We start from the raw sequence: 19,304 nt of genomic DNA, 5'->3' as shown, positions 1-19,304 counted from the left end.
CCCGCCTACGCACCGCGTCACAGCCGCTACACCCCCACTCCGACGTCGGCGAAGCGCCCCCGCGGCGGCGACCGGCGAGGATTCACGGCGTCGGAAGGGGCGGCTTCGAGGGGGCTCAGCGACGATGGAGCAGAACCCAGCGGTGAGGGACGCGAACAGGCCTGCCCAGCCGAGGGCGCCGGGCCCCGCTTGTTCGGGAGGTAACCCCACGAGGTCCTGCGCGGACCACCTGGTCGATCATCGAACCCGCTGGGCCATCGCGGCGATTCCGTCGAGCAGGGCGCGCAGGCCGAGGTCGAAGGCGTTCGCCGCCGCCTCCGCCGGGCTGCGGTTGAAGCCGCCGTCATGCCAGGCCTGTTCGATCGCCGGGTATCGCGCGGGGTCGAAGATGGTTTCCCAGAACACCTGGCGGGCGGCCCACCAGTCTTCGTCGGACTGGCCGCTGACCCGTCCAGCATGGGTGTGTTCGGCGAGGGTGGCCGCGGCGGCGTCGACGAAGGTGACGATGGAGTCGCTCGCCGCGGACGTCTCGGCGGCGGACAGCCCGAGCGTGGACAGAGCGGCCAGCAGGAAGTCGGACCTGGCGAGCAGTCCGGGGCCGAGGGGTGGCCGCACGGTCGACACGTTACGTAGCCATGGGTGGCGTTCGTGCAGGGCCATGTTCTGTTTCGCGTAGTGCTCGATCTGGTCGCGCCACGAGCCGGATCGGGTCAGGTCGAGTTCCCGCCAGGCGGAGTCCACCATCAGGTCGACCAGTTCGGCCTTGCCGGGCACGTGGGTGTACAGCGTCATCGTGCCGACGCCGAGGGAGGCGGCGAGCCGGTCCATGGTCATGGCGGCGAGTCCGTCCCGGTCCGCCAGGGCCATCGCGGCGGCGACGATCTTGTCCAGGGAGACCTTGGGTGGCCGGCCGCGGCCCGAGCGGGCCTGCGGGGAAGGCCAGAGCAGGCGCAAGGTCTGCCGAGGATCTCCGTCGCCGCTGCGTTCCATCAAGCCTCCCGTTTCCCGTATATCGTACGGTATTGCTTATCCGTAGGACGTACGGAAATGGAGGACGCGCATGCGAGTGCTGGTGACCGGGGCGACCGGGAACGTGGGGCGGCCACTGACGGCAGGCCTGGTCGAGGCCGGGGTTCAGGTGCGGGCGCTGACCAGGGACCCGGGGCGGGCCCGACTGCCCGCCGCGGAGGTCGTGCAGGGAGATCTCACCAAGCCGGAGACCGTGCCGTTGGACGGCGTGGACCGGATGTTCCTCTTCCCGGAGCCGTCCACGGCCAAGGAGATCGCCGAACGTGCCAAGCGGGCGGGTGTTCAGCGGATCGTCGTGCTCTCATCGGGGGCGGTGACCGGCGGTTTCGACACGACATTCCATCCGCCGGTCGAACGGGCGGTCCAGGAATCCGGCCTGGAGTGGACACACCTTCGGCCGGGCGAGTTCGCGGCCAACAAGCTCGCGCTGTGGGGGCCGTCGATCCGGGCCGAGCGGCTGGTGAGGGACGCCAATCCGGACGCGGCCTGGTTTCCGGTGCACGAGCGGGACGTCGCCGACGTGGCGCTGAAAGCCCTGCTGGAGGAGGGGCATCACGGCAAGGCGTACGACATCAACGGTCCGGAGTTGATCAGCCTGCGCGACCAGGTCCAAGCCATCGCCGACGCGCTCGGCGAACAGGTCAGGTTCGAGGAGGTCACTCCCGCTCAGGCGCGCGAGATCTACCTGAAGATCGGAGGATTCGCCGCCGAGGCCGCGGACTTCCTGCTGGGGTTCACCGATTACGATGGCAATCCGGCCGATCCGGCCGAGGTCAAGGACTTCGATCCGAGTGTCCTGGGCCCGTTGCCCACCGCGCAGGCCGTGACGGGCAGGCCGCCGCGGACGTTCGCGCAGTGGGCGCGGGATCATGTCGAGGACTTCCGCTGAGAGAACCGGGCGCGGTTCAGGCCGACCAGAGCGGCCGTCCCGTCCATCCCAGCCACGCGGACGTGGCGGCCGGGGCCGGTCGGCCGACATCCGGACGAAGCGCGGCCATGACGGCGCCCTGCCCCGTCCGGCATGGCTGCTCCTCCCGGACTTCTTGACCACCAAGATCGTCGCTTACGGTGCGGGTAGCCTGCTGTCCTTCCAGGGGCTCCGACTCGGTCTGGCCCTCACCCCGGCCGTCGTCGCCGGAGCGTGGCTGGGCAGAAGAACCGTCGCCCGGATGAACGCGCGGGTTGGACCCGGGCGAAGCCGAGGTGATCGGACGCGGCGACGACGTCGGCCGCAAGGGTGCCGATGCGGTAGTCGCCGGACCACCCGCTCTCGCCGTGACCTCGGGACCGAGATCGGGGGCGGAGTCGGCCGGGAAAGGAAACACCCAGCCCCTGAGACCGCGAGGCTGGGTGGATGAGAAGCGAATGATCTGAAAGAAGAGATGGAGAAGAGAAGAATTCACTCCCTGCGGCCGGTGAAGGCGACGGTGACGCCGAGGCCGATCATCGCCAGGCCGCCGGCGCCGCCCAGCATCGCCATGCGGCGGGGCGAGCGCCCGAGCCAGGTGCGCGCCCCGCTCGCCGCCACTCCCCAGGCGGAGTCGCAGAGCAGCGCGATCACGCCGAAGACCAGCCCGAGCACCAGCATCTGCGCCGGCACGTGCCCGCTCCCGCGCTCCACGAACTGGGGCAGCACGGCCGCGAAGAACAGCAGCGTCTTGGGGTTGGTCACGCCCACCACGAACCCGTCCCGCAGCGCCCGCCACCCTCCGGCGCTCCCCGCGACCGCCGCCAGCGCGTCCAGCCCCGCCTTCCCCCGGGCCATGAAGGCGCGGACGCCGAGGTAGACGAGGTACGCCGCCCCGGCGAACTTGAGCACGGTGAACGCCACGAGGGACCGCTCGACGACGGACCCGACGCCGAGCGCCACCGCCGCCGCGATCGCCACGAGCCCCAGCGTGTTGCCCACGACGGACAGCAGGGCCACCCGCCTCCCATGGGCCAGGGCCCGTCCCACGACGAACAACACGCTGGGCCCGGGAATCAGGATGATCACGGTGGCCGCGGTCACGAATGCCAGAAAACGCTCCGGAGAAACCATGCGCGAACGCTAATGACGCCCCTCCGCGAGCCGCCACCGAATATCCGCCCGGCCCGCCGCGCCCAGGCGCGTCCGGCCGGGGTGCGACCCGTGGGCGGGCGCTCGGCGAACGCCCGCGGACACCACCGGGGCGGGGCCACGCGCCCCCGGTCCGGCGGGGGCGGCCGAATCTGTCGGTGGTCGTCTTTAACGTCCCCGGTGTGACGAGCGCGACGCAGGCGTACTCCTACGCCGGACCCTCCATGTTGTCCGAAGGCCACCTCGGCCTCTCCACCTCCGGTGGCACGACCACCAAGGGCTTCCTGGCCCACCCCCGCTTCTTCAGCGGGGTCGTGACCAGGCCCGCCGCCGCCGCGGCCGGTCTGCTGGCCGTGGCCGACGTGGCGCTGGCCCGCTACCACCAGCCCCGGGCGTCCGGCTGGTCGCGCGACCCGGTGGTCACGTGCGACGGGGACCGGCTGCGGTTCGAGTCGTTCTCGGCCTGCGGCGGGGTGTACTCCCGGCTCGACGTGCTCGGCGGGGCCCTCGACGGCGAGGTGTTCGAGCGCGGCACCACCAACGTGGACGTCAACAACCCGCTGCGCGAGGCGCTGGCGCGGGTGGGCGGCCGGGACTCGCTGCACCTCGGGGTCGGCCCCGACGAGCTGACCGTGACCACGACGGACGGCGCGGTCGTGGAGAAGAAGGTGCCGCTGCCCGAGCGCTGGCTGCGCGGCTTCGCCGAGGTTCAGGTGATCGCCGCGAGGTTCGACCTGCGCGCCGAGCTGGCCGCCCCGCAGGCCGTGCGGTTCCTGCGCTCCCTGCCCCGCCGGGGCACCCTGTGGGTCACCCCGGCCGGCCGCGACCTGCGCCTGACCTCGGGCCCGCCCGGCGTCTGCGTCGCGAACCCCGCCCGGCTGGCCACCATGCTCCCGCTGCTGCGCTTCGCCAAGGGGCTGAAGGTGTACGGCCCGGCGGACGGCTCCCAGTGCAGCGCGTGGGAGCTGGAGCTGCCCGGCATGCGCTACACCCTCGCGCTCTCCCCGGAGACCTGGCGCGGCTTCTCCGGCGAGGGCGCCGTGCTCGACGACCTGTCCACCGACGAGGCCGCCGACGACGCCGACCTGGTGGGCGCGCTCCTCAACTTCGAGCCGTCGGTGGAGCTCGGCCTCCTCGCCGACCGGTCGGGTCTCCCGCTGCCCCGCGTCCGCGCCGCCCTGACCCAGCTCGGCGTGGCCGGCCGGGTCGGATACGACCTGTCCGAGGCCGCCCACTTCCACCGCGAGCTGCCGTACTCCCGCGAGGGCGTCCGGTCCCTGAACCCCCGCCTCACCTCGGCCCGGGCCCTGGTGGAGTCCGGCGCGGTCACCCTCACCGGGGACGACACCGCCGACGTCCGCTCCGGCGGCGACCTCAAGCACGTCACGATCACCGCGGGCACGTGCACCTGCCCCTGGTGGTGGGACCACCGGGGCTCCAGGGGCCCGTGCAAGCACGTCCTCGCCGCGAGGATCGCGTCCCGCAGGGAGGTCCCGGACGCCGACCCGGCCACCCCGGCCGACGCCCCGGCGTGACGGGCGCCCCGCCTCACCGGCGCGTCACGGCCAGGTCGCGGCGGGCGGCGTCACCGCGCGGTCGCCGTACGGCCGGGCGCCGCGGGCGGGGGTCACGGGGCGTGGACGGGGGTGCGGCCGGTCACCGGGAGGTCGTCCAGGGTGGGCACCACGATGTGGGCGCCGCGGGCCCGGAGGGCCTCGGCGGTCTCCTCCGGGGCGATGCCGATGACCAGGGCGAATCCGCCCCGGCTGCCGGCCTCCACGCCGGGGGCGGCGTCCTCGACGATCGCGGCGTGGTCCGGGGGCACCGCCAGGCGGCGGGCCGCCTCCAGGAACAGGGCGGGGTCGGGCTTGCCGGGGAGGCGGAGGCGGGCGGCCTCCACGCCGTCCACGCGGGTGTCGAACAGGTGCGCCACCCCGGCGCAGGACAGGATCTCCGCGCAGTGGCGGCTGGCGGAGACCACGCCGGTCCGGGCGCCCCGGTGGCGGAGTTCGCAGACCAGGCGGATGGTCTGGGGGAACGCCGCCACGCCGTACCGGCGGACCTGCTGGAGGAAGTAGCCGTCCTTGGCGGCGCCGAGGCCGTGCACCGTGGGGCTGCCCGGCGGGTCGTCGGGGGAGCCCTCGGGCAGGTCGATGCCGCGCGAGCGGAGGAACTCCCGCACCCCGTCGTGGCGCTCGCGGCCGTCCACGTGGCGCAGGTAGTCCTCGCGGATGTCGAAGGGGACGAAGGGGCGGTCGAGCCCGCGCAGGAACTCGTCGAACACCCGCTTCCAGGCGGCGGCGTGCACCCGGGCCGAGTCCGTGACGACGCCGTCGGTGTCGAATATCACCGCGTGGATCCGGGTCAGGTCGATGTGCTCGCGCATGGCGCCTCCCTTGGCCGTGCGGGCCGCGTACCCGCCATCACACCGCGTCGGCCCGCCACTTTCCAGTGCCCCGCCGTACGGCGTTGCATCGCCGGTGACGCGTAACGGGGCATACCGCCGCGAAGTGGTGGGGGCGGGGCGGGGTTCGCCCCGCGCGAAGCGCCGCGCGGGCCGGGATCGGGCGGACTACGGTCGGAGCATGATCGACACGTGGGATCCGGAGTCCGCCGGGGTGCTGCGGCTGCCCTCGGGGCGGCTGGTCCGGGGGCGCGGGCTGCGGCGGCCGCGCCCCGCGGGGCCGGAGCCGGAGTTCGCGGCGTATCTGCTGGGGAAGCGGCCGGAGGCCGTCCCGTGGGAGGCGCGGTGGGTGCGGTGGCCGGACTTCTGGCTGCCCTCCGACCGCGACGAGTTCGCCGAGGTGATGCGGGAGGCGTGGCGGCGCTCCGCCGGCGAGCGGGTCGAGGTGGCGTGCGGCGGCGGGGTCGGCCGCACCGGCACCGCCCTGGCCTGCCTCGCCGTGCTCGACGGGGTGCCCCGCGAGCGGGCGGTCGCCTACGTCCGGGAGCACTACGCCCCCCGGGCCGTCGAGACCCCCTGGCAGCGCCGCCTCGTCCTCCGCTTCTCCTGACCCCGCGATCACGTACGGCCCGGGGCCCGCTCGTACGGCCGGCGGCCGGGCCCGCTGCTCGTACGGCCGGCGGCCGGGTCTGCTCGCCCACCGGTCAGCCGGGGAGGCGGGCGGCCAGGGTGTCGAGGCGGGACTGGATCTCCATGAGGCGCCGGCGGAGGTCGGCCACGTCGCCGCGGTTGGCGCTCTCCTCCTCGGGCTTGAGCCGGACGAGGATGGTGCCGCCGGGGGAGATGAGCATCTCGCGGACCTCGTTCACGCTGTCCGCGCCCTGGCGGTGGGCGGCGGCCACCACGTCCCCGTGGCGCAGGCCCAGCCGCAGCAGGGCCTTCCTGTCCACCCGCCCGTTCTTGATCAGCGCGGTCGAGGTGCCCTCGAGCCACCGGTTGAGACGGGGGTACCGCTGGGAGACGACGAGGCCGGCCCGCACGATCAGGCTGTTCGCCCCGATCAGCACCGCCGCGCCCAGCACCCCGCCGACGAGCGAGTCGTCGTCGCCGATGACCGCGTTCTGCACGACGTTGGACAGCAGCAGCATCACCACGAGGTCCAGGGTGTTGAGCTCGGCCAGGTCCCGCTTTCCCGCCACCCGCAGCAGGATGACGATCGCCCCGTAGACGAGCACCGTGCGCAGGACCTTCTCCAGCGTGGGGACGTCGAGGGCGAACATGTCGTGCCACATGCCCCCCGGTCTACCCCGCCGCGCGCCCCCGTCCCGCGCGCCGCGCCGGAGCGCCCGCCGCTTCGCCGTACGCCGGTCGCGCGCCGGAGCGTCCCCGCTTCGCCGTACCCGCCGTGACATCTCACCGCAGGTCTGTCTTGCCTCGTCAAAGCGGGTGGATCGGCGCGGCGGCGGTGTGAGCGGGCCGGGCGGGGGTAGCGGGTACATAGGGGGTGACGCGCGTGCGGCATGTCGCGTTCGTGATCGACAGTGACGCCTACGGCGGCGCGGCGGCCCACACCGGCCTGCTGGCCCGCCACCTGCCGGGGGACGCCCGCCGCACCATCGTCGCGAGCGAGCCGGTCGCCGCGCTCGTGCGCGACGCGGTGGGCCGCGCCGCGGAGGTGATCACCGTCCCCCTGACCCGGGGCCGCGAGACCGCCCCGGCACTGCTGCACACGCTCCGCGCGCTCGCGCCCGACGTCGTGCACGTCAACCTGATCGATCCCGGGTCCAACACCGCCGCGCTCGCGACCGCGACCCGGGTCGCGCCCACCGTGGCGACCCTCCACATGACGGGGGCGCTCCCGGTGACGCTGGCCGGGGCCTACCGCGACGTCGCGTTCGCGACCGCGCCGTCCGTCGAGGTCGCCGCCCAGCTCCGGCTGCTCCTGCCCGGCCAGCGCGTCGTGCGCGTCCGCAGCGGCGTGGACCTGCCGCCCTGCCCCGTGCCCACCCGCGACGAGCACCCCGTGGTGATCGGCGCGGTCGGGCGGCTCACCCCGCGCAAGGGCTTCGACGTGCTGCTGGAGGCCGTCGCCCGGATGATGGCCGGGTCCGGCCCGCCGTTCCGGGTCGCGATCGCCGGGGCGGGGCGCGAGGCGGAGAACCTCGCGCGCGAGGCCCGCTACCTGCCCGTCACGTTCTTCGGCCACATCCGCGACGTGCCCGCGCTGCTGCGCGGCGTGGACGTGTTCTGCCTGCCGTCGCGGCACGAGTCGCTCTCGCTGGCCCTGCTGGAGGCCATGGCCCACGGCCTGCCCTGCGTGACCACCCCCGTCGGCGACACCGTGTCCGAGGTACGGCGGGCGGCGCTGGTCGTGCCGCCGGACGACCCGCCCGCGCTCGCCGCCGCGCTGCACCGGCTCTGCTCCGACCCCGGCCTCCGGCTCGAACTGGGCCTGCGCGCCCGCGACCGCGCCGTGGAGGCGTTCGACGCCCGCCGGATGGCCGCGGAGACCGCCGCCCTGCTCCGCCACGCCGCCTCGTCCCGCCGCCCCTCCCCGGCGCGCCGGGCCCGCCGCGCCGCCAGACGCCCGGGCCAGCCCGACCGTCCCGACACCAGCACCGGCCGCGCCTGACCCCACCCGCCCCGCCGGGCCGTTCGCCCCCCCGGGTGGCCGGGAACGGCGGGGTCCCGGCTCGCGAGGCGGGCCGCCCAGCGGGGGAGTGCCTGGCGGTTCGCCTCGGCCGTCCGGCCCTTCCCGTGGCCGGACGGCTCAGGCTGGGGCGGTCACGCGTAGAGGGTGGCGCGGGCGGAGTCGGCCATGGCCCGGGCCACGCGGGCGGCGGGGGCGGTGAGTTCGGTCTCGATGGCGAGGATCTCCGCGCTGTCGGACCAGACGCGGGGCTCGCTGGGGGGCATCCGCGTGACCGCTGGATGCGCGCGTGGGTCGGGGGGCGGGTGTCGTCCACGCGGGTCCTCTCGCGGCGGGCGAGGCGGCGCAGGCGCTCGCGCCCGGACTCCGGGATCTCGGCCAGGGCGGCGGTTTTCCGTCTATGTCAGGAGGCGCGCGGCGGGGCGGGGGCGGCCCGGCCGGGACGCCGCGGGGGCCTTGGGCGGCCGGGACGGGCCCGGGCCGGAGGAGGCCCGGGCCCGCCCGCCGCGGATCGCGCGGTCAGCGGCGGCGGCCGCTGAGCGTCTTGCGCCAGTGGAAGCCGCCCGGCAGGTTGACGGACAGCGTGCGGCGGCCGTCGGCCGTGCGGGTGACGCGGAAGGCCCGGTTGCCCCAGCTATGGCCGACGCCTCGGCGGGACAGGTTCAGGCGGAACGGGCCGAATTTGATGGATTTGCGGTAACTCAAGCCCATCGGATTCCTCCTTGGGATATCACGACCGGGCTTTACCCTTTTTATGCGGGTTTATAGGGATCAGTAGTGTCGCCAGCGGTCATACGGGCGCCGGTGGCCGCCGAACGTCTTGCCGACGTGGAAGCCGCCCGGCAGCCGGACGGACACGTGGCGGCGGCCGTCGGGCGTGGTCGTGACCTGGAACCGCCGGTTGCCGAAACTGTGCCCGACCCCGTGCCGCGACAGGTTCACCCGGAACGGGCCCACCCGCAACGTCTTCCGGTAGTGCCAGCCCATGCCCCCTCCTTCGTCGTGGGCAGCTCTGCCTGGGAAAACGACTGGCCGCGCCGCCCGGTTCCCCACGCCGCCCGGCCCCCGCCCCCACAGGCCCGGCTCCGCCCGGATCCCGATCCCCGGCGGGGCCCGGCCACAGTTGCCCGGCGGCCACGCCGGCCACGCCGGCCACGGTGGCCCGCTCGCCCAGGCGGCGGCCGTCAGCCGCGCGCTCCGTCCTCCGCGGCTCCGTCTCCCACCGCCCTGGCCGAGGCCGGGCCGCGCTCCGCCGTACCGTCGGCGGCCGGGTCGCCGCTCACGCCGTCGGCGCGCCGGGCGGGACGTCCGGCCGGGCGGAGGCGCAGGAGCCGCCAGGCGGTGACCGCGGCCAGCGTCAGCGCGGCCAGGCCGAGCAGGAGCGGGTCGGGCAGGTGGCGCTGTACGGCTGTCGCGGCGTCCTGGAGGCCGTGCTCCCAGGACTCCGGGATCGCCGGGAGCAGGCCGCGCCCGCCGTCCGTCACCAGGAACGCCGCACCCAGCGCCGCGAACGTCAGCCCCGACAGCAGCGACGTCGAGTGCACCCGCAGCGGCCCCAGCCGCAGGCCCCGGCCGCGCAGCCAGGCGCGGCGGCCGAGGTCGAACCGCCGCCACAGCAGCGCCATGACCAGCAGCGGCGCGGCCATCCCCGCCGCGTACACCGCGAGCAGCGCGCCCCCGCGCAGCGCGTTCCCCGAGGCGGCGGCGATCGTGAGCACCGCCCCGAGCACCGGTCCCGCGCAGAACCCCGACAGCCCCGAGACCGCCCCGAGCAGCAGCACGGCTCCCGCGGAGTCGCCCCGGACCCGCGCGCGCAGCCGGTTCAGCGGCCCGGCGGCCCCGCCGTACCCGGCGACCTGGACGAGGCCGAGCGCGATCAGCGCCCCGCCGGCGACGGTGATCAGCAGGTCCTGGTGCCCGTAGAACAGCCGGGCGGCCAGCGCCGAGCCCAGCCCGAGCGGCACCACCACGGCGCACAGGCCCAGGTAGAACAGCAGGGTGCGGCCGAGCAGCGCGCCGCCGCCCGGGAAGGCGTACGCGAAGAACGCCGGGAGCAGCAGCGCCCCGCACGGGCTGAGCAGCGAGAACAGGCCGCCGAGGAACGCGGCCGCGTATCCGGTCACCGGCCCGCGCGCGCCTTCTCGATCGCCGCCGTGAACGTCTCCAGCGGCTGCGCCCCGAACAGCAGCTCCCCGTCGATGAGGAACGCGGGCGTGCCGGGCAGGCCGAGGCGGGTCGCGAACGTGAAGTCCTTCCCCACCGCCTCCTCGATCGCCGGGTCCTTCCGGTCCGCGGCGAACCTGGCCAGGTCGAGCCCAGCCCGGGTGGCGGCCTCGCGCAGCCGCTCCTCGGTGACCCGCCCGCGCGGCAGGCCGTACATCGCGTCGTGGAACTCCCAGAACCGGCCCTGCCGCGCCGCCGCCCGCCCCGCGATCGCCGCGCGCTCCGAGTCCCGGCCCAGCGCCGGATAGTCGCGCCAGTAGAACTGCGCGATCCCGGTGTCGACGTACCGCCGCCGCAGCTCCGGCTCGATCTCCCGCGCGAACCGCCGGCAGTTCGGGCACGTGAAGTCCCCGAACTCCACGATCATCACCGGCGCGTCGGCCCGCCCCCGGGCCAGCGCCGCCTCCCGCCCCGGAATGGCCGGCCCCGCCCAGGTGGGCACCGCCGAAGGCGAGGCGGAAGGCGACCCCTCGGGCGCCGCCGTACGGGAAGCGCCGGCCGATGTCCCGCCGGCCACTCGCCCGCCGCCGGACCCACCCCCCAGCGCCGCCACCGCGAGCACCGCCAGCACCGCCGCCACCCCCGCGGCGACCAGCAACACCCGCCCCCGCGACCCCGCGCCCACGACTCCCCCGATCCCTCGCACCCCTTCAGCATCCCCCACCCCAGCCCTCCCGCGAACCCCTCCCCACCCTCCTCCCGCACGGCGATGGCATCGGGATCGCGGTGCTCCGGCCGGGGGAGGGGGTTACGAGCCGGTGGGCAGGGCCCGTCGCCGGGGGAGATGCCGAAGGTCGAAGTGCCCTTTCCGTGGTGTTCGGTCCGGGGGCGCTGAGGGCGGCTGGGGTGGGGTGGAGGGTGGTTGCGGGGCGTGTCGTTAAATGTGGGATTCGGGGGCTTGCTCCGGGTGGGGGTGTGTCGGAATCATCATGGATGGCCCCGTCCACATCCCAAAAGGACGCCTAATGGCAACGGTGCGGTCAGCGCAGGTCGCGAAGCTGGTGGAGGCGTCTCTCGGGCGTCCCGTCGGCCCGGAGGAGAACTTCTTCGAGGCGGGGTTCGACTCGCTGGGGCTGGTCCGGCTCCATGAGGAGATCTGCGCCGAGCTCGGGGTCGAGCTGCCGGAGACGACGTTGTTCACGCACGCGAACCTGCGGGCGCTGACCGAATACCTGGAGAACCCGGACCAGCCGGCCGGCGCGGAGCGCGGGATGACGGGCGCGGCCGACCGGCGCACCCGCGTGACCCGCTCCCGCCGGGACGCCCGGGCCCGCGCCCGCCGCGACGGCGGGGCCGGCCGGTGAGCGACGCGGCCGAGCGCGTCGCGGTCGTCGGGGCCGCCGGGCCGCCCGCCGGAGGGCTGGACCCCCGGCTGTTCGCCGCCGCCCCCCGCGACGCCCGCGAGCGCATGACGCTGGAGAGCGCGCACGCCGCGCTGGAGGACGCCGGATACGACGTCACCGGCCTCGGCGGCCGCGCCCGCGTCTTCGGCGACTCCGCCGGCCTCGTCGCCCGCGCGCTGCGCCTCACCCCCGGCCCGGACGGCGGATCCGGCGAGGAGGACGATCCGCTCGCCGACGCGGCCGACGCCCTCCTGGACGGCGACTGCGACCTCGCGGTGGTGTGCGGGGTCAGGGCCGAGCGCGGCGAGGTCGTGGACGGCGCGGGCGCCCTGGTGCTCCGGCGGTACGGCGACGCGCTCCTCGACGGCGACGACGTACGGCTGACCGCCGGACCCGACCTGGCGTTCGAGCCGGGACCCGACCCCGTCCACACGCCCCACCTCGGCAGGCCCCGGATCGTCGTGTGGTCGGCGCTGGACGCGGAGACGGCCGGGGAGAGCGCCCGCCGCCTGGGCGCGTGGTTCGCCGGCCTCGGCGGCGACCGTTTCGCCGACGCGGTCGCGACGCTCCAACTGGGCAGGACGCGCCACCCGGCGCGCGGCGCGGTCGTCTGCGCGTCGCCGGAGGAGGCCGCCGCGGCTCTGGCGGCCCCGCCCCCCGCCCGCGAGGGCGCCGGCGGCCCCGTCGTCTTCCACTTCCCCGCCGGGTGCCCCGAGCGCATGGGGCTGAGCCTGTACGGCGCGCAGCGGGTCTTCACCGAGACGTTCGACGAGTGCCTTGAGGCGTTCGAGCACGAGGGCGTCACCCTGTACGGCGACTGGCCCGCGGGCGCCCCGCTGCGCTTCGCCGTACAGCACGCGCTGACCGCGGCCTGGCGCGACTGGGGCGTGGAGCCCGCCGCCGCCACGGGAGAGCCCGTCGCCGCCGCCGTCGCCGCCGGGGAACTGCCCTGGCGCGAGGCCGTCCGCCTGGTCGCGCGCGGCCTGCCGTACACCCGTGAGACGCCCGCGCCGCCCCCGGGGGCCACCGTGCTCGTCCTCGGCGAGCCCGCGGGCCCGGCGGACACGGAAGAGGCCGCGCCGGGCGAACCGGGCCCGGTGGCGTGCCTGGGGGACGAGCGGCGGCTGATGGAGGCCGTCGCGGAGCTGTGGGCGCGCGGGCACGACGTGGACTGGGCCGGGCTCGACCGGGACCACCAGCTCCGCCGGGTCCCCGCGCCCGGGTACCCCCCGGTCCGCGGCGACGCGCTGACGCCGACGCAGCGGGCGTTCTGGTTCCTGGAGCGGCTCGCCCCGGGGACCGGCGTGTCCAACGTGGGCATGGCCTGGCGGATCGCGCGGCCCGCGCGCTGGTGGCCGCTGCACGCCGCCGCCCGGCACCTGCTGCGGCGGCACCCGGCGCTGCGCATGCGCTTCCCCGAGGAGGGCGGCGTGCCCGCGCCGCGCCTCGTGCCCGCCGACGAGGCCGAGATCGAGGTGGAGACCCGGCGGACCACCGAGGAGGACCTGGTCGCGGACGTGCGCGAGTGGATCCACCGGCCGTTCGACCTCGCGAAGGACGTGCTGTTCCGGGTGGCGAGCTTCACCCTGCCGGACGGCGCGGGCGTCGTCGCGATCGCGGGGCACCACATCGTGACGGACGCGCCGTCGTACCAGATCCTGCACGAGGAGCTGTGCCGGCTGTACGACGTGCACGCGCGGCGCGCGGAGATCCCCGCGGAACTGCGCGACGAGGTGCCGATGCCGGGCGAGCCGGAGCCGGACCCCGAGGACGTGGCCTACTGGGTCGAACGGCTGCGCGGGGTGCGCCCGGAGGCCATGGAGCTGGCCGGGGCCAGGCCCGCGCCGCGGCGGCCCACGTTCGCCGGGCACACCGTCAGCCGGGAGCTGCGGCCGGAGGCCCGGACCGCGCTGGACCGGCTGCGCAAGGAGCTGCGCGTCACCGACAACATCGTGCTGATGACGGCGTTCTGCCTGACGCTGCTGCGCCACGGGGCGGGCCCGGACCTGGTGGTCGGCGTCCCGGTCGCCGTACGGCGGGCCGCCGGCGCGCGGGCCGTCGGGCTCGGGTTCAGCACGATGCCGCTGCGGGTCGAGGCCGACCCGGAGGCCGGGTTCGCCGAACTGGCGCGGCGGGTGCAGGACGCCTTCCTGGAGGGCGTCGAGCACGCCGGGGTGTCCGCCGAGACGATCGTGACCGAGCGCGGCCACGGCACGTCCGACTGGCGGGTGCCGCTGTTCCGGCACATGTTCAACTACCGGCCCTGGACCGGCGGCACGATCACCATGGGCGGCGCCCCGGTCTCGTACGTCGAGGACCTGTACGGCCGCAGCCGCGTCGACCTGCAGCTCGTGGCGGTGCCGGAGCCGGACCGGATCACCGTGCGGGCCTGGTACAGCACCGAGATCCACGACGAGGCCGAGATCGTCGCGTTCATCGAGCGGATGGCGGCGCTGCTGGAGCGGGCCGCCGAGGAGATCGACCGGCCGCTGCGGGGCCTCCCGCTCGCCACGGCCGCCGACCGGGCCGCGCTGGCCGCCGTCAACGACACCGCGCGGGAGTGGCCCGGGCCGGGGACCCTCCTGCCGCGGATCATCGCGGCCGGGCGGGCCGGGCCCGGGCGGATCGCGGTGGTGGACGGCGACCGCGCCGTCACCTACGCGGACCTGCTCGCCGAGGCCGCGCGGGTCCGCGACCGGCTGCGCGCCGAGGGCGTGCGGCCCGGGGACGTGGTCGCGCTCGCCCTTCCCCGGTCCGCCTCCCTGGCCGCCGCCGTGCTCGGGGTGTGGGCGGCGGGGGCGGGCTATCTGCCGCTGGACGCGCGCCAGCCCCCGCTCCGGCTGTCGTACCAGGTGGAGGACGCCGGCGCCCGCCTGGTCGTGGCCGCCGCCCCCGTGGACTGGGCCGGGCACCGACCCGTCCTGACCTGGCCGTCCGCCGCGGCACCCGGCGCGAGCCGTACGCCCGAGGGGGGTCGTGCGCCCGAGGGGGATCGTGGGGCGGAGGGGGACCCCGCGGCGGGGCTGGACGGCGCGGACGGGCCCGGGGCCGGGGACGTGGCGTACGTGATCTACACCTCGGGTTCGACGGGGCGGCCCAAGGGGGTCGCGGTGCGGCACGGGAACCTGGCCAACCTCGTGCTGGACTTCGCCTGGCGGCTGGGCGAGGGGCGCTCGGCGCTGTGGTCCACGACGACGTCGTTCGACATCTCCGGGCTTGAGCTGTTCCTGCCGCTGGCGACCGGCGGGCGGCTGGTGGTCGCCCCGGACGAGGCCCAGCTCCGGCCGCGCGACCTGCTCGGGCTGATCGAGCGGCACGACGTGGAGGTGGTCCAGGCGACGCCGACCGCCTGGCGCCTGATCGCCCCGGAACTGGGCGGCCCCGAGCCGGACCCCGCCGAGCAGAACCCCACCGGGCAGAACCCCACCGGGCAGAACGCCGCCGGGCAGAACCCCATCGAGCCGGACCCCGCCGGGCCGGACGGCGCGGGGACCCGGGAGACGAGCGCGGCGGGGACGGCCGGCGCCGGGGCGGGCGCCGCCGGAGCCGGCGGCGCGCTGGCGGGCCGGATCGTGCTGTGCGGCGGGGAGCCGATGCCCGCCGCCCTCGCGCGCCGGCTGCTCGCCGCCGGGTGCCGCCTGTTCAACGTGTACGGCCCCACCGAGACCACGATCTGGTCCACCGCCGCCGAGATCACCGAGGATCCGCGCGACCCGGTGACCGTGGGCCGTCCGATCGCGAACACCCGCGTCTTCCTCGCCGACCCCGGCCTGCCCACCCCCGAGGTGGACGAGGCGGCCGAGCTGCCGCCGGGCCTGCCCGGGGAGCTGTGCATCGCCGGGGACGGGGTGGCCGCGGGGTACGCCGGGCGGCCGGAGCTGACGGCCGAGCGCTTCGGCGAGCACCCGGTCCACGGCCGCTTCTACCGGACCGGCGACCTGGCCCGGCTGCGCCCCGGCGGCACCCTGGAGGTGCTGGGCCGGGCCGACCGCCAGGTGAAGCTGCGCGGCCACCGGATCGAGCTGGGCGAGGTGGAGGCGGTCCTGCACGAGCACCCGGAGGTGCGCGCGACCGCCGTGGTCGTGGACGGCGACCCGCAGTCCGACGGCCGCCTGCTGGCCTTCGTCCAGACCGCCGCGCCCCCGGGCCGCGACCCGCGCGAGGAGCTGTGGCGGTACGCCAGGGAACGGCTGCCCGACTACGCCGTGCCGTCCGGGTTCGCGCTGGTCGAGGGCTTCCCGACGACCGCCAACGACAAGATCGACTATCGCGCGCTGGCGGCGCTGGCCGGGGACGGCGCGGACGTCGGCGGCGGGCCCGCGACCGCCGAGCCGGTCGCGGACGAGGAGGTCGCGCCGCTCGTCGAGCTGTTCCGGGCCACCCTGGGCCGCCCCGGGTTCGGCCCGCGCGACAACTTCTTCGTCCACGGCGGGCACTCCATCCTGGCGGTGCGGCTCGCGGCCCGGATCGAGGAGCTGACCGGCGGGCCGGTGGACGTCCGCGCCGTGTTCGACCACCCCAGCCCGGCCGGGCTGGCCGCACACCTGCGAGGTGCCCGGTGAGCTGGTTCGTCCCGCTGGAGGAACGGCCCGGGGCCCGGGCGCGGCTGTACGTCTTCCCGCACGCGGGGGGCGGCCCGTCCTCGTTCGCGCCGCTCGTGCCGATGTTCGGCCCGGACGTGGAGGTGTGGTCGGTCAACCTGCCCGGCCGCCAGGCGCGCCTGCGCGAGACCCCGCGCACCGACCTGCCCGGGCTGGTGGACGACCTCGCCGCCGACCTGGCCGGGCGTGACGCGGGCCCGCCGTACGCCCTCTTCGGCTACTGCAGCGGGGCGATGCTGGCCTACCTGACCTGCCGCCGCGTCGTGGAGCTGGGCGGCCGGCCGGGGCGGCTGCTGGCCGGGTCGTTCGCGGCGCCGGACGTGGCGATGTTCATGCGGCGGCTGCCCGCCCTGCCGTCCGAGCTGTTCTGGGAGCGGCTGCTGGAGCTGGGCGGCGTCCCCGGGGAGCTGGCCGCGCGCGTCGGGCTGCGGCCGGTCCTGGAGCCCGCCCTGCGCGCGGACTTCGCCCTGCTGGCGGGCTACCGGCACGTCGCCGGGCCGCCGCTGCCGGTGCCGATCACGGTCCTGTACGGCGAGGCCGACGCCTCCCTCACGCGCGGCGGGCTGCTCGGCTGGCGCCGCCAGTCGGCCCTGCCCCTGACGATGCGGGGGCTCCCGGCGTCCCACTGGCTGGCCGAGGAGGCCCCGGAGCACCTGGCCCGGGTCCTCACCGAGGAGGTCGCCGGGCCGGCCCGCGCGGCGGAGACGGCGGCGCGGGGAGAGGCGGGCTGAGGAGATGAGCGGAGTGCGGCTGGGGTTCACGATCGGGACGTGGGGGCCGTCGGCCCTCGGACCCGCGGAGCAGGCCGAGCTGGCCCAGGAGGCGGAGAGGCTCGGGTACGACTCGGTCTGGGCCTCCGAGGCGTACGGGGCCGACCCGGGGGCGGTGCTGACCTGGCTGGCGGCGCACACCACGCGGCTCGGGCTCGGGGCCGGAGTGCTCCAGGCGACCGCGCGCGGCCCGGTCACCGCCGCGCTCCTGGCCGCCACGGTGGACAACCTCTCGGGCGGGCGCTTCCGGCTCGGGTTCGGCGCGTCGGGCCCGCAGGTGGTCGAGGCCTGGCACGGCCGGCCGTACACGCGGCCGCTGGAGACCGTGCGCGAGACGGTCGGGATCGTCCGGGCGGCGCTGGCGGGCGAGCCGGTGCGCCACGGGCCCGGGGAACCGCTCAAGCCCACGATCCGCCCGGTCCAGGAGCGGCTGCCGGTCTACGTGGCGGCGATGGGGCCCAGGGCGATCGCGCTGGCCGGGGAGATCGCCGACGGCTGGCTGCCGATGCACTGCCCGCCGTCCTACCTGGCGGAGGGGAAGGCCCTGCTCGGGCCGGTCGCCCCCGGGTTCGACGTCGCGCCCATGCTCCTGACGTACGTCGACGAGGACGTGGAGTACGCCCGCGACGTCCTGCGCCCGATGCTGGCGATCTACCTGGGCGGCATGGGCTCCCGCGAGGCGAACTTCTACAACCGCCTCGCCGTCCGCCTGGGGTTCGCCGACGCCGCCACCCGGGTCCAGGAGCTGTACCTGTCCGGCCGCCGGGGCGAGGCCATGGACGCCCTCCCCGACGCCCTGATCGACGAGATGACCCTCTGCGGCCCCCCGTCCCGGGTGGCGGCGCGCCTGTCCGAGTACGCCGAGGCGGGCGCGACCACGATCATCACCGGCCACGCCGCGTCCTCCCTCCCCGAGCGGGTGGACCAGCTCCGCCTCCTCGCCGAACTGGCGGCCTGACCGGGTCAGCCGAGGCAGGCCAGACGTCCGACCTGGGGTACGGCGGGGCCGCCGTGCTCGGTGTTGGTGAGGATCACCGCCTGGCGGCGGGCGTCCCCCGTGCTCAGCGCCTCGGCCACGTAACCGAGGACGTAGCCGCTGTGCTGCCAGGCGTCGCCGCAGGGCAGGGAGGTGTGGAAGGCGCCCAGGCCGCCCTTGAGGGCGCCGAGTTCCGGGGGCCGCAGGAGCCTCCCGGCGAAGAGGGCCTGGTAGAAGCGGCCCACGTCCCCGGCGGTGGAGACGATGCCGCCCGCCGTCCAGAAGATCGACGGGTCCACCTCGGTCACGTCCGTCATCGCCCCGCCGACGCGGCGTGTGTAGCCCCGGGCCATGCCCCGCTCCACCGGGCGCTCGGCCAGCGCCGTGGAGGCCAGCCCGAGGGGGGCGGTCACGGTGCGGCGCAGGTGCTCGCCCGCGCTCGTCCCCGTGATCCGCTCGACGATCATGCCGAGGAGGACGTAGTTGGTGTTGGAGTACGACTCGGGGCGGTCCGGCCCGGCGTTCCCGGCCCCCGGGGCCGCGTAGGCCACCAGCGAGCGCGGGGACCTCCGCTTCAGGTGGCCGCCGGAGAACAGCTCGTCGGTCAGCCGGGGCTCGCGCAGGTAGTCGGGGATGCCGCTGGTGTGCCCGAGCAGGTCCCTGACCGTCACGTCGTCCGCCGCCGGGAGGACCCCCGGGAGCAGCCGCCCGAGCCGGTCGGACAGCCGCAGCCGCCCCTCGCCCGCGAGCCGGAGCACCAGCACCGCCGTGAACGTCTTGGTCACGCTCCCGATCCGCATCCGGTGCCCGGCCGTCATCGGCGTCCGCGCCCTCGTGTCCGCGAACCCCGCCGCCGCGACCTCCACGCGGTCCCCGTCGCGCCGCCACACCACCGCGCCCGGCCGCCCGCCCGCGACCAGCGACCGCGCCTCCTCCTCCGCCCGCGACCGGCTCCGGTACGGCGACGCGCCCCCCGAGCCCGCCGAGCCCGGCGCGGCCGTACCCGCCGGGCCGGACCGCTCGGGCCGAGCCGTGCGCGAGGACGGGGCGGGCGAGCAGGCGGCGACCGGCAGCGCCGCCGTGACCAGCGACGCGGCGACCGCCCGCCGCGTCACCCCCGGCGCCCCCGGGCGCCCCGGCGGCTCCGGCCGTACGGCGGGCGCCGGCGGCGACGGAGACGGTGACGGTGACGGAGGCGGAGGCGGGGACGGGGGCGGGGACGGGGGCGGGGCGGGGCCGCCGGGCAGGG

At 76.3% G+C, this 19,304-nt stretch carries 18 protein-coding genes; 8 read left to right on the top strand and 10 right to left on the bottom strand.

Annotated elements, in window-relative coordinates; all coding sequences use genetic code 11:
- Positions 1-237: 237 nt before the first annotated feature.
- Complete coding sequence (locus D5H75_RS19160; RefSeq protein WP_242454358.1) at positions 238-990, bottom strand: TetR/AcrR family transcriptional regulator; 753 nt, start codon at positions 988-990, stop codon at positions 238-240.
- A gap of 70 nt (positions 991-1,060) precedes the next feature.
- Here D5H75_RS19160 and D5H75_RS19155 point away from each other — a divergent pair, with 70 nt between their 5' ends.
- Positions 1,061-1,918 (top strand): SDR family oxidoreductase, encoded by an 858-nt coding sequence (locus D5H75_RS19155; RefSeq protein WP_119927835.1) that lies wholly within the window; start codon positions 1,061-1,063, stop codon positions 1,916-1,918.
- Between the two features lie 510 nt (positions 1,919-2,428).
- Here D5H75_RS19155 and D5H75_RS19150 read toward each other — a convergent pair.
- Positions 2,429-3,040 (bottom strand): LysE family translocator, encoded by a 612-nt coding sequence (locus D5H75_RS19150; protein ID WP_242454357.1) that lies wholly within the window; start codon positions 3,038-3,040, stop codon positions 2,429-2,431.
- A gap of 230 nt (positions 3,041-3,270) precedes the next feature.
- Here D5H75_RS19150 and D5H75_RS19145 point away from each other — a divergent pair, with 230 nt between their 5' ends.
- Entirely contained in the window at positions 3,271-4,623 is a 1,353-nt protein-coding gene (locus D5H75_RS19145) for an SWIM zinc finger family protein (protein WP_119927833.1), read from the top strand.
- A 92-nt stretch (positions 4,624-4,715) separates the two neighbouring features.
- Here D5H75_RS19145 and D5H75_RS19140 read toward each other — a convergent pair whose 3' ends face one another.
- Positions 4,716-5,474 carry an HAD family hydrolase gene (locus tag D5H75_RS19140; protein WP_119927832.1) on the bottom strand — a complete coding sequence of 253 codons (759 nt, stop codon included), beginning with the start codon at positions 5,472-5,474 and terminating at the stop codon, positions 4,716-4,718.
- 199 nt (positions 5,475-5,673) lie between these two features.
- Between D5H75_RS19140 and D5H75_RS19135 the strand changes: the two genes are divergently transcribed.
- Positions 5,674-6,102 carry a protein-tyrosine phosphatase family protein gene (locus tag D5H75_RS19135; protein ID WP_119927831.1) on the top strand — a complete coding sequence of 143 codons (429 nt, stop codon included), beginning with the start codon at positions 5,674-5,676 and terminating at the stop codon, positions 6,100-6,102.
- Positions 6,103-6,196: 94 nt separating this feature from the next.
- Here D5H75_RS19135 and D5H75_RS19130 read toward each other — a convergent pair whose 3' ends face one another.
- Positions 6,197-6,784: a DUF421 domain-containing protein gene (locus D5H75_RS19130; RefSeq protein WP_119927830.1), complete on the bottom strand. Its 588-nt coding sequence runs from the start codon at positions 6,782-6,784 to the stop codon at positions 6,197-6,199.
- Positions 6,785-7,005: 221 nt separating this feature from the next.
- Between D5H75_RS19130 and D5H75_RS19125 the strand changes: the two genes are divergently transcribed.
- Entirely contained in the window at positions 7,006-8,124 is a 1,119-nt protein-coding gene (locus D5H75_RS19125) for a glycosyltransferase family 4 protein (protein ID WP_202638299.1), read from the top strand.
- A gap of 152 nt (positions 8,125-8,276) precedes the next feature.
- Here the strand turns inward: D5H75_RS19125 and D5H75_RS44175 are convergent, their stop codons facing one another.
- The 5 genes from D5H75_RS44175 to D5H75_RS19105 form a co-directional block, all read right to left on the bottom strand.
- Positions 8,277-8,408: a hypothetical protein gene (locus D5H75_RS44175; RefSeq protein WP_277949955.1), complete on the bottom strand. Its 132-nt coding sequence runs from the start codon at positions 8,406-8,408 to the stop codon at positions 8,277-8,279.
- Positions 8,409-8,661: 253 nt separating this feature from the next.
- Positions 8,662-8,853, bottom strand: coding sequence for a DUF4236 domain-containing protein (locus tag D5H75_RS19120; RefSeq protein ID WP_119927828.1), 192 nt, complete (start codon positions 8,851-8,853; stop codon positions 8,662-8,664).
- 60 nt (positions 8,854-8,913) lie between these two features.
- Positions 8,914-9,129, bottom strand: coding sequence for a DUF4236 domain-containing protein (locus tag D5H75_RS19115; RefSeq protein ID WP_119927827.1), 216 nt, complete (start codon positions 9,127-9,129; stop codon positions 8,914-8,916).
- Positions 9,130-9,326: 197 nt separating this feature from the next.
- A complete protein-coding gene (locus D5H75_RS19110) occupies positions 9,327-10,265 on the bottom strand; it encodes a cytochrome c biogenesis CcdA family protein (protein WP_119927826.1) in 939 nt (312 codons plus the stop codon).
- Positions 10,262-11,011 (bottom strand): DsbA family protein, encoded by a 750-nt coding sequence (locus D5H75_RS19105; RefSeq protein WP_147425213.1) that lies wholly within the window; start codon positions 11,009-11,011, stop codon positions 10,262-10,264. The genes D5H75_RS19110 and D5H75_RS19105 overlap by 4 nt, the downstream gene beginning before the upstream one ends.
- Before the next feature lie 319 nt (positions 11,012-11,330).
- On the opposite strand from D5H75_RS19105, the gene D5H75_RS19100 reads away from it, so the two are divergent.
- The 4 genes from D5H75_RS19100 to D5H75_RS19085 are packed head-to-tail and all read left to right on the top strand — an operon-like array spanning position 11,331 to position 18,037.
- Positions 11,331-11,669 (top strand): acyl carrier protein, encoded by a 339-nt coding sequence (locus D5H75_RS19100; RefSeq protein ID WP_202638298.1) that lies wholly within the window; start codon positions 11,331-11,333, stop codon positions 11,667-11,669.
- Positions 11,666-16,270 (top strand): AMP-binding protein, encoded by a 4,605-nt coding sequence (locus tag D5H75_RS19095; protein ID WP_119927823.1) that lies wholly within the window; start codon positions 11,666-11,668, stop codon positions 16,268-16,270. Before D5H75_RS19100 ends, D5H75_RS19095 begins: the two co-directional genes overlap by 4 nt.
- On the top strand, positions 16,267-17,040 hold the full coding sequence (locus D5H75_RS19090; RefSeq protein WP_119927822.1) for a thioesterase II family protein: 774 nt from the start codon (positions 16,267-16,269) through the stop codon (positions 17,038-17,040). The genes D5H75_RS19095 and D5H75_RS19090 overlap by 4 nt, the downstream gene beginning before the upstream one ends.
- A 4-nt stretch (positions 17,041-17,044) precedes the next feature.
- Entirely contained in the window at positions 17,045-18,037 is a 993-nt protein-coding gene (locus D5H75_RS19085; RefSeq protein WP_242454356.1) for an LLM class flavin-dependent oxidoreductase, read from the top strand.
- A 5-nt stretch (positions 18,038-18,042) separates the two neighbouring features.
- On the opposite strand, the gene D5H75_RS19080 is transcribed toward D5H75_RS19085, so the two are convergent.
- Positions 18,043-19,170, bottom strand: coding sequence for a serine hydrolase domain-containing protein (locus D5H75_RS19080; protein ID WP_119927820.1), 1,128 nt, complete (start codon positions 19,168-19,170; stop codon positions 18,043-18,045).
- Between the last annotated feature and the right edge of the window lie 134 nt (positions 19,171-19,304).

This window comes from Bailinhaonella thermotolerans, from assembly GCF_003594875.1.
GTDB classification, from domain to species: Bacteria; Actinomycetota; Actinomycetes; order Streptosporangiales; family Streptosporangiaceae; genus Bailinhaonella; species Bailinhaonella thermotolerans.
This window is presented reverse-complemented; position numbering and strand designations above follow the sequence as displayed.